The sequence below is a fragment of the Alteromonas sp. S167 genome (assembly GCF_036864375.1).
In the GTDB taxonomy this organism is placed as follows: Bacteria; Pseudomonadota; Gammaproteobacteria; order Enterobacterales; family Alteromonadaceae; genus Alteromonas.
The window spans coordinates 75,986-90,288 of sequence record NZ_JAZETR010000006.1 but is presented as its reverse complement, the minus strand read 5'-3'; the positions used below and the strand labels follow the sequence as shown (position 1 = coordinate 90,288).

Sequence of the window (14,303 nt, the reverse complement as noted above, 5' to 3'; positions counted from 1 at the left end):
CTTAACATGCAATTAGCCAATGCCATTCAAAATAGATTCTGCTTCTTCTTTTTGCTCTTGATTACCGTCGCGAATAACTTCATCAAGCAACTCTCGTGCTGCATCAACATCATCCATTTCAATATAAGCACGCGCTAAATCTAAATTCGCGTTTTGGCCTGCATCTTTATCTATATCGATAACGGTGTCTTCATCTGTTACGCCGGTGAAATCAGACAAACTTACATCAAGGTCAAGATCTTGACTGTCAGGATCCACTTCACTAGCATCATCGCCCTCATCCATCAATGCTTCGACGTCTAGAAAATCCTCTGGCTCAACCCTTTGAGCCCCTGCTTCAACACTATCACCACCATCGTTTAGCAAGGCTGCCAAATCTAAGTCAGGATTATCCAGTGTTAAATCGTCATCTTTCTGCTCGTTGGTATTAGCGTTGGCACCTTCTTGATTGTCTGCTGCCTGCTCAACAGTCGCCTCTTCGCTCGGATCTACGTTAGGCTCATCAGCGTCTTCAATCTCAAATTCGTCAGGCAGTGATAAATCATCAAGCTCACTGTCACTGGCTTCCTCTTCACCGCCCTCAAGTTCAAAGAACTCTTCTAAATCACTGTCGTCTAAATCACCATCTTTTAATTCAAAGATATCGTCTTGAGCATCAGTATCTGTAGAGCCTGCGATATCTGGCAAAGCTGCTTCTTCATGATTATCAGTGTCACTTGAGCCCTGCGAATCATCCTTATCTGAAGTAACAACATCTTCTTCAGATTCATCCAACGAGAATGTTTCCTCGTCGTCTACGTCATCTTGTAACGATAACTCAGTCTCTTCGATGTCTTGCGCTTGTGCAGGCTCGTCAGACTCTAAGCTTTGAAGAAGCTCATCAAACTCAGTACTGTCTAAGTCTTCTAGAACAGCGTCATCGTCAGAATTGTCATTGCTAGACAACCAATCATCTAAACCAGGTACATCGTCTAATTCGTCAATGCTTTGCTGGGCTTGGTCTGAATTATCATCGGAATCAGCAAGTCCCTCTTGTGATGAAGCTTCATCACCCGATGCAAGTTCTTCTGGCGCTAAGTCGCGAGCATCTTCACGGTCGCTTGCAAGTGATTCACTGTCGGAATCAATAACACCATCAACCTCTTGTTCTAGCTCGAATGTATCTACTTCATCAAATGCGGCGTCGAGCAGGCTATCGTCAAACTCATCTTCACTATTTTCATCTGATACGTCTTCAGATTCCTCTTCAATAGCATCTTCTGGCTCTTGCTCAGCTGGCTCGTTCGACGCGGTATCGGTTGAATCAACTTCAGAAAACGAAGGAATGTCGTCCATCATCTGCTGTTCGAATGCTTCAATAGCATCGTCAAGCGGGTCTACTTGTTGATCTTCTGCTGCTTCATCTTGAGCGTCTACTTCAGCAGTATCACCCTGCTCTTCTGACAGTTCGCTAGGTTCTTCTTCATCGACTTCATCAGTATTTAATTCGTCACTATCAACGTCTGATAATGCGTCTTCAATTTGCTGGTCGTCGGTTATCGGCTCTTCTGTTGTGTCGCCGGTTAGCTCAGTCTCATCTGTTTCGCTTTCTGGCTCTGGCTCTGGCTCTGGCTCTGGCTCTGGCTCTGGCTCTGGCTCTGGCAGAGTGTCTTCAGTTGCTAATTCATCGTCAAGGGTATCTTCCGCTTCACTATCTGTAACTGACTGCTCCGACTTAGTCTCAGTCTCAGTCTCAGTCTCAGTCTCAGTCTCAACCGCATCTTCTAGTTCAGCGTCTGTATTGTCATCTTTTGGTAGTGCATCTTCGCTAGTATCATCGTCTATTTCATCAGCTTCAGAATCAACTTCAGACTGCTCTTCTTGATTTATGCTTTCTTGATCTAAACTTTCAGAATTTACGTCTTCTAGCTCGGAAACTTCTTGAACCGTATTCTCTCGATCAGGAGCCTCTGACTCAGCATCGTCTTGCTCTATGTCGGTTTGCTCAGCACTATCTGCCCCTTCTTCACCAGGCTCATCTTCGCTTATCGACGTTTCGCTTTCTGCTTGTTCGTCGCTAGCTAGTTCATCGTCGGCGATTTCGTTTTCAAGCTCTTCGTCTAGCTGCTCTTCGTCTTGCTGCTCTTCGTTTTGCTGATCGTGGACCTGCTGATCAGGGTTTTGCTCATCGTGGTCTGTAACTTCATCTGAACCGAGCTCGACGGCGCTTTCAGCTAAAGTTTCATCATCTGGAGCTGAATTCTCTTCAGCTTCTGCATCTATTTCATCGTCGACAGATTGCTCAGTGATCTCATCTTCTAATGCGTTTTCCGTGATTTCGTTTTCGGCTTCTTCAGTAAGCTCTTCCGTAGCGCCTTCATCGCTTTCTTCACTGGCTACTTCATCGAAGTCAACATCTTGTTCTTCTGTTTGCTCTGACTGCGGTTCTTCTGATTCTTCTAGTTCTTCAGCAAGCTCTTCATCGTCTTCTTCCGATAGCTCCGACAATAGCTCATCACTGAGAGAGTCTATATCATCAGCATTCGTTTCTTCAGCCTCAAGCTCAGCAAGAAGCTCATCAGTTAGCGGGTCACTGAAATCATCTTCAATTTCATCGCTTTCAGAGTCTTCAACGTTATCAGAGTCGTCATCCGAGCTTGGGCTTACATCTTCTTCCGAATCCAATTCAGCCTCAAGCTCAGCAAGTAATTCGTCGGTTAACGGATCGTCTAAATCATTTTCTTGCTCAGACTCACCACCAAATTCGTCATTGCCCTCATCTTCGGCCTGCAGCTCGGCAATTAACTCATCAGAAAGCGGATCGCTAAAATCGGTATCGCTTTCAATTTCCTCGTCAATTACTTCGTCTAAATCATCGGTAATTGCATCAAGGCTTTGAATAGACTGTGGTGATGGTGTCGATGTATCGATGTCTTCTTCTTCGTCATCGTCGTCGAAGTCATCAAGGCCGCCCATCATTTCAATTTGCTCAATTTCATTTAGCAAATCGTCTGTTATCTTGTTTATTTCTTTATTCTGCTGGTTTATCTCATCATCAAGTTTTCCCAGCATGTCTTCATTAATTAAATCGTCGTTGCTGTCTAACTCATCAGTTAAACCAGCATCTACGCCGTGCTCTTCCAACAGGTCATCAATGCTTATTTCAGGCTTGTCGTCTTGGTCTTCAACGCTAGGAAGTGACGATGTGGTTTCATCATTTTCTGAATCGACATTATCGTCGCTATTGTCTGTGCCAGCTCCTTCTAACAGGGCATCGATATCGTCATCATCAACGGTTTCGTTGCTGTCCTCATCAGTTTCATTATCGCTTTGCGCTACTTCTGCGAGGATGTCATCGGGGTCTACGCTTTCTTCGCTGTCAGCACTTTGGTCTTGAACACCGTCAATTAAATCGTCAACATCGAAATCGTCTGTATTGCTGTCGGCGTCACTTGCCGTCTCACTTTCATCGGAAGCCGCAGCATCGTCGGTAGCTTCATCAAAAACGTCGTCATCACCTGAAAGGTCGAACCCTTCCAAATCGTCGTTATCTTCATTAAGTACTTTGTCTGATAAATCATCATCATCAAACAAGCTATCTAATTCACTTTGATCAAGCTCATCAGCACCTTCTTCAAACAATTCTTCATTGTCTTCATCAGGCACCAACATATCGTCTTCAAGGTCGGCAAACGTCTCTAGCTCATCGTCCAAACTTTCTTCTAAATCGGAAGTAAGCACATCGTCGAGCAAATCGTCGTCGTTGAATAAATCGTCATCTGATAAGTCGGCGGTATCATCTAAGTCGGCGTTAAGCGCACTCGACAAGTCAGCAACGTCCGATTCAGGTACCGGCACATCGTCGTTGCCAGCGGTGATAGGAGGTGTGGTTTCAGGAGCTTGCTGCGGCGTTGAATTACGTTTGAGCAACCAAGTAATAAGACCGCCAACTAGCAGCAGCGACAAAATAGACGAGCCAATGATTAAACTTAACGGGCTGGTAAGCGCAGATAACACAGAGGTTTCTTTTTCGGCCTCTCGCTGTGCTTGTTCAGCTTTTATCATATCAAGCAGCTCTTGCTGCAACGCTACTTGCATATCAAGCTGCGCCTTAACATCGCCTTCCACTTGGCCGCGCAGATTTTCTATCTCGCCGTTTACCGCGTCCACGCGTTCGTAAAGCTTTTTATTTTCATCAAGCAGTGCCTGAACGTTATCCAGTGATGCTGCAAACTGCATACGAAGTTCGTCGAACTGACGGTTTTGCTCAGCATCAAGCGCAGTAATTTTCTGTTCGATATCGTTTTGCGTTTGCGATAGGTCGTTTTGATTTACCAGTGGAGACGCAGGTTTGATGTTTTTAACACTGCTCCCTGGCTCATTGAGCATTTTTGCAAATTCACGGTCGTCTTGCTCCGCACGCATTTGCGCTTTGTTTTTGTCGATGCGGGCAATGTAACGCTCGGAGGGCAGCTTTAACACGGCGCCATCAACCAGCAGGTTTAGGTTGCCGTTTTCAAAAGCATTGGGGTTTAATTCGTAAATAGCGCTCATCACTTGATAAACGCTTAGGTTGTTGTTTTGACGATAGCGCTCTGCAATGCGCCATAACGTATCGGAAGAATCTATTGGGCCGTATTCAAGGCCTGAAAATTGATCGCTGGCGTCTTTCGGGCCTTTTAACAAGGTACTGCGCTCCTGTGCATCGACAGTCGCGATAGGGGCAGACAAACAAAGTGTAAGTAGAAGTAAGCCCGTCAAATGCAATTTCATAGCTATCCTATATGCCCTCAAGCGTCTTTACCGCCCATGACGATAAGGCGGATTTACAGCCAATCGTTTTTATAAGAAGTGTATTGGCTTTTATTTTTATTTTTTAATCACCGGCGCACCTAACATTTGGCGGTGACATATACTGTCAGCACATGTTTATCGCTAGGCTATTTCCGGAAACATGAAACACCCTAAGTCACTGACTAAATGCTATTTTTATACAATGTCGATAAAACGACTTAATGCTATTACTCAAACTATAAACCAGTTATTCAGGTCAATCTAGTTTGACAGCATGTTTTACGGATTTCGCCTGTACTCTTAGTCTATCGGCAAGCATAGAAAAAGGTTTACTTTTTCTATGCTTAGCCCTTAAAACCAAAAAACTAGGCCAAAAAAAACTAAGCCCAGAAAGCTAACCTTAAAAAACAAGGCTTAGATTACGCCGTTTGCCATAATTACAAGTAATCGCGAATAAGCGTTTCAGCAATTTGTATGCTGTTTGTAGCAGCGCCTTTACGAATATTGTCTGATACTACCCACAAATTAAGACCACAAGGGTGCGTAATATCGTTACGAATTCGGCCTACATGCACAATATCGTTGCCGCTTGCGCTTGATACTTGAGTTGGAAATTGTTCGTTTGTATCGTAAACCGTCACGCCGGGTGCATCTGCTAAAAGCTGTTTTACTTGCTCCGCGTCGATAGGTGAGCGCGTTTCTAAATGAATTGCTTCGGCATGACCGTAAAAAACAGGCACGCGAACCGCAGTAGCATTTACTAAAATGCTTTCATCGCCCATTATTTTCTGCGTTTCCCACAACATTTTCATTTCTTCTTTGGTGTAATCGTTATCTTGGAATACATCAATTTGAGGAATAACGTTGAATGCAATTTGGCGGCTAAATGCTTCGTTCTTAACTTCTCTCGCGTTAAGCAGGCCGGCCGTTTGTTTTGCAAGCTCTTCCATCGCTTCTTTACCGGCGCCAGACACTGACTGGTAGGTACATACGTTAATTCTGTCTATACCTACGGCGTCTTGAATAGGCTTAAGTGCTACCAACATCTGAATAGTTGAGCAGTTAGGGTTAGCAATGATGTTGCGGTTTCTGAAGTCAGCCAGAGCATGAGCATTCACTTCTGGTACTACAAGAGGAATGTCTGGCTCGTATCTGAAGTGTGACGTATTGTCGATAACAATACATCCCTCTTCTGCTGCTCTTGGGGCAAACTTCTCTGAAATGCTACCACCTGCTGAGAAGAACCCGAATTGAACAAGAGACCAATCGAAATCATCAGCATCTAGCACCTCAATATCTTCGCCTTTAAACGACACGGTGCTACCTGCTGAACGTTTACTTGCAAGCGGATACAAACGATTTACAGGAAAATCACGCTCTTCTAATAGTTCAATCATGGTTTGGCCCACTAAACCTGTGGCACCCAATACCGCTACGTCAAACGCTTGCGACATAATGCTTAATGCTCCTACTTTGGTTAAACAAGCTTGTTCTGCTTTGCTTGTTTAAAAATGAAAACTGACGTGTTTTGGTACGCCTTTATTTTGTTACTGTGATAATAAAGTAATGACGCTCTTTATTTTAGCGCTATCTATTGCCTGTTAGGCAGGTTGACTACTTTTCAATCATTATTAGTCAAACGACAACTTACACTTAGCCAAGCTGCACATTAAAACCCAATGCTGAAAAGGTATTTTGTATGTTTTTGCTTGTATCGCGTGGCAGCATTAACCTGTAAGCACTGCATTCTCTTCGCACACGGTATTGCTTACGCAAAGAGGCAAATATAGCGCTTTTATTGTGTAAAGCTTCGCTGTCAGATTGCGTCATTGCGCGGCGCGTGTGCTGATCGTCTATGCTGATGTCGTACACTTTATGAAATACTTTCGCTAAGTCTTCAAACACTAGCTTTTCACTATGCGCAAAATTAAGCTCAGCAGAAATGGGGGAAGTGGACTCTAAAAAATCATCTAACGATTTAGTGGCTTTTGCGCCAACAACCTCACAAATCTGTTCATAAATCATTTGCGTGCCGCGCACTTTACCCTCAACCGAGTGACCTGCGATATGCGGCGTTACAAACCATGCATAGTCAAACAAACGTGTATCGATGTTGGGTTCGTTATCGAATACATCAAGCACAACCGTGGGCGCGTTATCCTGCTTTAATCTTGCTAACAGCGCACTTTCATCTATTACTTCACCGCGACATGCATTAATTAGTATCTGTTTACTTGAAAGTGCAGCCAGAAAATTTTGAGCAATTAAATGTCCTGTGGGATGAGCACCCGCTTTAACGTAAGGAACATGGAGTGAAATAACATCGCAGTTCGCTATTTCATCTAAACTTGAGAAATGCCTTGCATCGCCAGCCTCTTCAAGCGGCGGATCGCACAACAAATGCTTTATATTTAGCACTGAAAGAATTCGCGATAACGCGCTGCCCACATTGCCTGCGCCAACAATACCCACGGTTGCCGTGTTTAAATCTACTTTGCTTGCTACATGGGCATGCAGCATTACACTTAGCACATATTCAGCTACGGCTACCGCATTACATCCCGCCGCAGAATTAAAGCTAATATTTGCGTTTGATAAATAGTCTTTATCTAGATGATTCGTACCTGCCGTTGCAGTGGTAACAAAATTAAGATGCTTTGCATTTGCAAGTAATTCAGGCGTAACTTTTGTTGTCGACCTAAGAGCAAGAATGTTAGTGTGCTGCAAGTCTTCAGGTTTAAGCGATTGCCACGCATAGGTGGTAACGTCACCTACATCATCGAGGTAGTCGCGACCAAAAGGAATAGTGTCTTCAAGGAGTATTTTCATAGCGCTAAGTGTAACGCAAAGCCATGGTTTACACCTAGCGCTATGCAGCTTCTTTTACGTTTTAGTTAAAGAACCTGCCATTTGCTTTTGACTTGTTATTCATCAAAACCCGGAAAATGACGTGCAACACGACGTTTAATACCTGGCCATGCTAGCGCACCGCCAGCACCTTTTGTAACCTGTTCAGCCTGCGCCCTAATACCGTCCAAAATAGCAGAATGAATAGGAATAAGTGGCTGGTTTGTAGCTTGTGCTTTAAGCTGTATTTCGCATGCACGCTGTAAAATAAACATAAAAAGAAATGCGTCTGCAATATTGTCAGCACAGGTTAACAAGCCATGGTTACGTAAAATCATAAACTGCGTATTACCCAAATCGCGCACTAATCGTGCTTTCTCATCAGGATTCAGGGCTACACCTTCGTACGCGTGATAAGACAGGGACGCCAATGGAAACAACGACTGTTGAGAATACGGTTGGAGCCCTTCTTCTAAAATAGATACTGCAACCCCCTCTGCTGTGTGCAAATGTAAAACGCATTTTGCGTCTTCCCTTGCCTCATGCACGGCGCTGTGAATAGTAAATCCAGCCGGATTTACTTCATATTCACTGTCCATCACTTTGTTTCCGTGAAGATCCACTTTCACTAAGCTTGACGCTGTAACTTCGTCGAACATCATGCCATAAGGGTTAATGAGGAAGTGATGGTCAGGCCCCGGTACACGTGCAGATATATGGGTAAAAATTAAATCGTCCCATCCGTACATAGCCACCGCGCGATAGCATGCAGCAAGATCAACACGCGTTTGCCATTCTTGTTCGCTTACTTGGTCTTTTACCGATTGTGTCATATCGTCCACCCAATCCTGTTTTGCCCGCGTTTTGTGCCCACGCGAGTCACGCTTGTAATAAGGCTACATTACTCGCTGAAACTGCTATACACTGTCGTAAATACGACAATGTTAGCAATTTGTTAAATGAAAGACTTTAAATCGGTACTGACAAGCTCAATCTGGTTCAGCGATATCCCAGCCTATTTACAAGATGCAATGCTTGATAAAATGCGACTAAAGCATTTAAAAGCAGGGCAACAGCTTCACGCTAAAGGTGAGGATGGCGTTGGTTTTTATGGCGTTTGTGAGGGAAGGCTGCGCGTTGTATCGGTAGGAGTAGATGGTCGAGAGATGCTGTTTGCACTTTTAGGGCCTGGTACTTGGTTTGGCGAAATATCAATGTTTGATGACCTGCCCCGCACCCACGATAATTTTTGTGAAACCCCTTGTACCGTTGCCATTATCCAGAAGCCTGCCTTTAAAGCACTGCTCTTACAATACCCTGAGCTGTACCCGCATTTTACGCGATTGTTGTGTACTCGCGTACGCAGCGCGTTTCAATTTATAGACTCAAGTGCAGGGCTAAGCTTGAAGCATCAGTTGGTAAAGCGCCTACTGATGTTAACCACCAGCTATGGCCAACAATTACCAAAGCACGACGCTATAACATTAACACTGTCGCAAGAGTCCTTGGCGCAAATGATAAATAGCAGCAGACAAACCGTGAACCAGTTATTAGGTGAACTGCAAAAAGAAGGACTGGTAACCCTTCACTACGGAAAGATAACCATAGGCGCTCCTGATGCACTTTTTAGTCGCTATCAGTTCTAGCTTTTTGATGATGAATAAAAAACATAAAAAAAGCGCATTGCAGCCAAGCAATGCGCTTTTGTTTCACTCTTCTTAGAATTAGCCGTTATAACGCTGCATAACAAGTGTTGCGTTAGTACCGCCGAAGCCAAAGCTATTAGACATAATAGTATTCAGTTGCGTCTCACGCGCTTGAGTAACAATATCTAACCCTTGTGCTGCTTCGTCCAACGTATCGATATTAATAGACGGCGCAATGAAATTGTTTTCCATCATTAATAAACTGTAGATAGCCTCATTGACACCGGCTGCGCCAAGCGCATGACCTGTAAGCGACTTAGTTGCGCTAATTGGCACTCCAGACTGCCCAAACACTTCTTGAATAGCAGCGAGTTCTTTTACATCTCCCACCGGCGTTGATGTACCGTGTGTATTTAAGTAGTCAATAGGGCCATTTACATTCTGCATTGCCATCTTCATGCAGCGAATTGCGCCTTCACCCGACGGAGCTACCATATCAAAACCGTCTGACGTTGCGCCGTAGCCCACTACTTCACCATAAATTTTTGCACCACGAGCAAGAGCGTGTTCTAGTTCTTCAACCACAACCATACCGCCACCGCCAGAGCTTACAAAGCCGTCACGGGCTGCGTCGTAGGTACGTGAAGCAACAGCTGGGTTGTCATTGTATTTAGAGCTTAGTGCTCCCATTGCGTCAAACTGACTAGACAAAGACCAATGCAGTTCCTCGCCGCCGCCGGCAAAGACAACATCCTGTTTACCAAGCTGAATAAGCTCTAGTGCGTTACCAATACAGTGAGCACTGGTAGCGCATGCTGAGGCAATGGAGTAGTTAACGCCACGAATTTTAAACGGCGTTGCTAAACAAGCAGAAACGGTAGACGCCATACAACGAGGTACCATGTAAGGTCCTACGCGTTTTACGCCCTTCTCTCGTAACACATCGGCTGACAATACTTGGTTCTCAGATGATGCGCCACCAGAGCCAGCAATAATACCCGTGCGCTCGTTTGAAATGTCTTTTTCTTCAAGGCCCGAGTCGCTAATTGCTTGCTGCATAGCTACATAAGCATAACCGGCGGCATCGCCCATAAAGCGCATTGCTTTTCTGTCGATGTGCTCTTTCAAATCAATATCGATATTGCCCCACACTTGACTGCGTAGACCCATTTCTGCGAATTGCTCTGAAAATGTAATTCCTGATTTACCTGCTTTCAATGAAGCAAGTACGTCTTCTTTATTCACGCCGATACTTGATACGATGCCAAGACCGGTGATAACTGCTCTTCTCATAGTTTATCCTTTGCGTTATTGCGGCTTATGGTAACGATTTTGATTGGTAAAGTGGTCTGCTTTGAGCACTTTATGTTGATAACAACTTTCGAAATCTTCGGTGCCGTTTACGCTATGTTATTGTTGCGAAATTACTTTTACGCACAAACTCAGCGTACACTTGTAAGCAACTTAAATCAATTCAACGAGCGCAACAAACAAAACATCCTTAATCGACTTAAATTACGCAATTTAAACTATTTTGTTTTGAACTATCAAAAGCATGAATCCAATAGGAGCATTACATAGTGACATTTGCCCGTGTTATTATTCACATAACTGCCCAGAGCGTTTATATAACTGCCCAGAGCGTTTATGTAACTGCCTAGAGCGTTCATATAACTGCCCAGAGCGCTTATAACACGCGACGCTTTTTAAAAACGAGAGCCTACACGGATAACCTAACAACAATGTTCTTATTAAATTTCTGCAAACGTTTCTGTTTTAGTTCGTTTTTGCTAGCCACGATAGCATGCAAAACGCTTGTGGCTAAAGAGGCCTCATCAGCGCTCTCATTGCCTCCACTTCCACAAGCTTCAACAAACAATGCAGTAGCAACGTTAAAGATTAATGACACGCAGTTTGTGTTCAGTTTTATGGGGTTATTTAAAGGTAAAACGCATCACGACGTACACAACAAAGCATGGCAATTGAAAATCGAAGACGGTGTAGCAGGTCAGTGGCAGACAATACCCGACGTACCTTCAAGTTTATCGCTTAAAGGGCGGTTAGCGTCTGTAGCAGTAGGTGTAAATCAAGCAGCATATCTTTTTGGCGGCTATACCGTTGCCAGTGATCACAGTGAAATAAGTACGCCAGACGTGTACAAGTACGACCCGTTAACCACCACGTATTCTCGTCTTGCATCCATGCCCGTTCCTGTTGATGACGCAGTAGCGTTAGTTTATCAATCGCGCTACGTGTACCTTGTGTCAGGCTGGCATAACGATGGTAATGTAAATCTAGTTCAAATATACGACACAGTTGAAAACACATGGCAGCAAGCAAGTCCGTTTTTAGGTAAGCCTGTTTTTGGTCATGCTGGCGGCATTGTAAACAACATCATGGTAATTTGTGACGGTGTTTCTGTTGTCCCACATGAAAACAAGCGCCGCTCTTTTGCCGCAGAAACCGCCTGCTTTCGAGGTGAAATAAACATAAAAGATCCAACTAAGATTGACTGGCGTGTTATTCCTCACCCAACTCAGCAAGCACGATACAGAATGGCCAGTGCCGGCGACGCTGAACAAAAGCTTGTACATTTTGTTGGAGGGTCGACAAACCCTTACAATTACAACGGCATGGGCTACAACGGCAAACCTGCTGAGCCAGACAAAGTCATTTGGTCGTATAATATTGCCAAGGGTACGTGGTCTGTCCGTGCGTCAAAGCACAGTACAATGGACCATAGAGGTTTACTGCATATTGATGGTGGCTGGTTTACTGTGGGCGGCATGAAGGCTAATCAAGTTGTTACTCATGACGCAATTCAACACTTGTAAATGCGTTCACCCTTTTATTGATTGTTAAAATAATTAAAAACGACGGAGACAACACTCGAGTGAAATCTAAACATGCACAGGTTGAATTTAACGACAGCGGTACACCTGTGGCCACACATTTCGATGACGTTTATTTTTCAAACGACAGTGGTATTGATGAGACCCAACATGTATTTATAGAGGGCAACGACCTACCCTCGCGTTGGTTAATGTGGGAAAAGCCAACTTTTGTTATTGCCGAAACAGGGTTTGGCACTGGGCTGAATTTCTTGGTTGCTATGCATGCCTTTAACGCGTTCAAGGCGGCGAACCCCAAACACCCGCTCAAACAATTATTTTTTATTACCACTGAAAAGTTTCCGCTTCCTCAGCACGATATGCAAAGGGCGCTTTCAGCTTTTCCGGCGTTAAAGTTAGAAGCTGATGCGTTAAGTGCCAAGTACCCTATGGGGTTAGAGGGCTGTCATAGATTAGATTTCCCTGAATATTCAACCACGTTAGATTTGTGGATGGGTGATGTACATGAGTTGCTGCCTCAATGGCACTGCCCGCAAAATGGCTTAATAGACGCGTGGTTTTTAGATGGTTTTGCCCCAAGTAAAAACCCAGATATGTGGACAGACGCACTGTTCTCACAAATGGCACGATTGTCAAAATCAGGCACCACATTTGGCACTTTTACTGCCGCAGGCATTGTTAAGCGAGGCCTTGCAGCTGTGGGCTTTACCATTAAAAAGCGAAACGGTTTTGGCCGCAAACGCGACATGCTAACAGGCGTATTTGATGACGCTAACGCGCAAGTGCCTACAAAACTACGCGCTCCTCAAGGGCCTTATTACCGATATTCAAACAAGGTAAATGTTAAAACAGACAATGTGGTTGTAGTAGGGTCTGGACTTGGAGCAGCAAGCACGTGTTTATCGTTGGTTAAGCGCGGCATAAAAACCACATTGTGTTTTGATGGCGATATTCCTGCTACAGGCGCTTCTGGAAATCCTCAAGGTGGCTTTTACCCTCAACTGCACAGCGAAGCAAGTATTGCTAGCCGTCTTCAAGCACACAGTTTTTTATATGCAAGGCAGTGTTATGACGATGTTTTGCGTTTTCAGCCTGACGTGCCGCACGCTTTTTGCGGCGTTATTCAATTAAGCTTCAACGAAAAAGTAGCCACACGACAAACCAAGCTGGGCGCTTCAGAAATTTGGCCTGATGCGTTAGTACGCTTAATAGACGAGGACGAAGTAAGCCAAAAAGCAAACCTTAGTTTGCCTTATGCAGGGCTTTGGATTGAACAAGGCGGTTGGCTTTCACCACCCTCGCTGGTAAACGCGATGATTGCACAGGCTGAAGCAACAGGGCTTTTAGAGGTAAAAACGAATCATCGCTATATTCGTCACACTGAAGTGCGTCACAGTGACACTAGCAAGAATAAAACACTTCACATTTCATTCGAGGTTGGTTCTAACACTGATACTGCTTCCACTATAAACGAGAAGGCCAAAGCAAAGAGTGGACAAGAAGATGCTGTTATAGACGCCTCTTCAGAGGTTACGCTGTTCGCAAACCATTTAATATTGACACTTGGTGCAGGCGCTGTTACTTCAGATGTGTTTGCTTCGCTTCCACTTCGTCCTGTTCGCGGTCAGGTAGAGGCCATTCCTACGCAAGCCCCTATTTCAGAATTGAATACGGTGTTATGCCACAAAGGCTACATGACCCCTGCCCTGAACCAGCGCCATGCGCTTGGGTCGACGTACCTAAAAAATGACTTATCAACGGTAGTAAGAGAGGAAGAAACACGTACAAATTTGCTTACCCATGAAAAGGCATTGGAAAACACTGCTTTATTGGCCGAGTTGCAGCATGATGGTGAAGCACGAGCAGCGACGCGTTTAGGCTCACCTGATCATCAGCCAGTTGTGGGCGCTTTACACAATTTTGACGTGCTAAAAGACGAATACAGCGACTTAGGGCAAGGTAAACCATTACAGCAGTCGCCACTGTTACCAAGCAGTTGTGTATCTACGTTAACGTGTTTAGGCTCTAGGGGACTGACTACTGCCCCATTAATGGCCGAAGTATTAGTGAGCAGTTTATGTGACGAGCCATTACCGCTTAATAACGACCTACTAAATGCAGTGAATACAAGCCGCTTTATGACCCGACAAGCTATTCGCGGTGAGTAGGAAACATGGTTTAGCAG

At 44.5% G+C, this 14,303-nt stretch carries 8 protein-coding genes; 3 read left to right on the top strand and 5 right to left on the bottom strand.

All coding sequences use genetic code 11. The features are described from left to right. Window positions 1-12: 12 nt before the first annotated feature. The 4 genes from V7R35_RS10810 to V7R35_RS10795 all read right to left on the bottom strand — a co-directional run bounded on the left by V7R35_RS10810 (window position 13) and on the right by V7R35_RS10795 (window position 8,453). Window positions 13-4,752: a FimV/HubP family polar landmark protein gene (locus tag V7R35_RS10810; protein ID WP_334014834.1), complete on the bottom strand. Its 4,740-nt coding sequence runs from the start codon at window positions 4,750-4,752 to the stop codon at window positions 13-15. A gap of 458 nt (window positions 4,753-5,210) precedes the next feature. Next, window positions 5,211-6,227, bottom strand: coding sequence for an aspartate-semialdehyde dehydrogenase (locus V7R35_RS10805; protein WP_334014833.1), 1,017 nt, complete (start codon window positions 6,225-6,227; stop codon window positions 5,211-5,213). A gap of 199 nt (window positions 6,228-6,426) precedes the next feature. Continuing rightward, the gene (locus tag V7R35_RS10800) at window positions 6,427-7,602 is read right to left on the bottom strand and encodes a 4-phosphoerythronate dehydrogenase (RefSeq protein ID WP_334014832.1); all 1,176 of its coding nucleotides are present in this window, start codon (window positions 7,600-7,602) and stop codon (window positions 6,427-6,429) included. A gap of 95 nt (window positions 7,603-7,697) precedes the next feature. Then, window positions 7,698-8,453, bottom strand: a complete 756-nt coding sequence (locus tag V7R35_RS10795; RefSeq protein WP_334014831.1) for a class II aldolase/adducin family protein — start codon at window positions 8,451-8,453, stop codon at window positions 7,698-7,700. Window positions 8,454-8,579: 126 nt separating this feature from the next. Here V7R35_RS10795 and V7R35_RS10790 point away from each other — a divergent pair, with 126 nt between their 5' ends. Then, on the top strand, window positions 8,580-9,266 hold the full coding sequence (locus V7R35_RS10790; protein ID WP_334014830.1) for a Crp/Fnr family transcriptional regulator: 687 nt from the start codon (window positions 8,580-8,582) through the stop codon (window positions 9,264-9,266). A gap of 78 nt (window positions 9,267-9,344) precedes the next feature. On the opposite strand, the gene fabB is transcribed toward V7R35_RS10790, so the two are convergent. Further along, window positions 9,345-10,559, bottom strand: a complete 1,215-nt coding sequence (fabB, locus tag V7R35_RS10785) for a beta-ketoacyl-ACP synthase I (protein ID WP_334014828.1) — start codon at window positions 10,557-10,559, stop codon at window positions 9,345-9,347. Window positions 10,560-11,083: 524 nt separating this feature from the next. On the opposite strand from fabB, the gene V7R35_RS10780 reads away from it, so the two are divergent. Next, entirely contained in the window at window positions 11,084-12,100 is a 1,017-nt protein-coding gene (locus V7R35_RS10780; RefSeq protein WP_334014826.1) for a Kelch repeat-containing protein, read from the top strand. Between the two features lie 59 nt (window positions 12,101-12,159). Continuing rightward, the gene (gene mnmC / locus V7R35_RS10775) at window positions 12,160-14,286 is read left to right on the top strand and encodes a bifunctional tRNA (5-methylaminomethyl-2-thiouridine)(34)-methyltransferase MnmD/FAD-dependent 5-carboxymethylaminomethyl-2-thiouridine(34) oxidoreductase MnmC (protein ID WP_334014825.1); all 2,127 of its coding nucleotides are present in this window, start codon (window positions 12,160-12,162) and stop codon (window positions 14,284-14,286) included. Window positions 14,287-14,303: the final 17 nt, after the last annotated feature.

Bases quoted from the DNA above. Each gene is read 5' to 3' on its own strand.
- V7R35_RS10800 (WP_334014832.1), bottom strand. From the start codon at position 7,602: ATGAAAATACTCCTTGAAGACACTATTCCTTTTGGTCGCGACTACCTC.
- V7R35_RS10805 (WP_334014833.1), bottom strand. From the start codon at position 6,227: ATGTCGCAAGCGTTTGACGTAGCGGTATTGGGTGCCACAGGTTTAGTG.
- V7R35_RS10795 (WP_334014831.1), bottom strand. From the start codon at position 8,453: ATGACACAATCGGTAAAAGACCAAGTAAGCGAACAAGAATGGCAAACG.
- V7R35_RS10790 (WP_334014830.1), top strand. From the start codon at position 8,580: ATGAAAGACTTTAAATCGGTACTGACAAGCTCAATCTGGTTCAGCGAT.
- fabB (WP_334014828.1), bottom strand. From the start codon at position 10,559: ATGAGAAGAGCAGTTATCACCGGTCTTGGCATCGTATCAAGTATCGGC.
- V7R35_RS10810 (WP_334014834.1), bottom strand. From the start codon at position 4,752: ATGAAATTGCATTTGACGGGCTTACTTCTACTTACACTTTGTTTGTCT.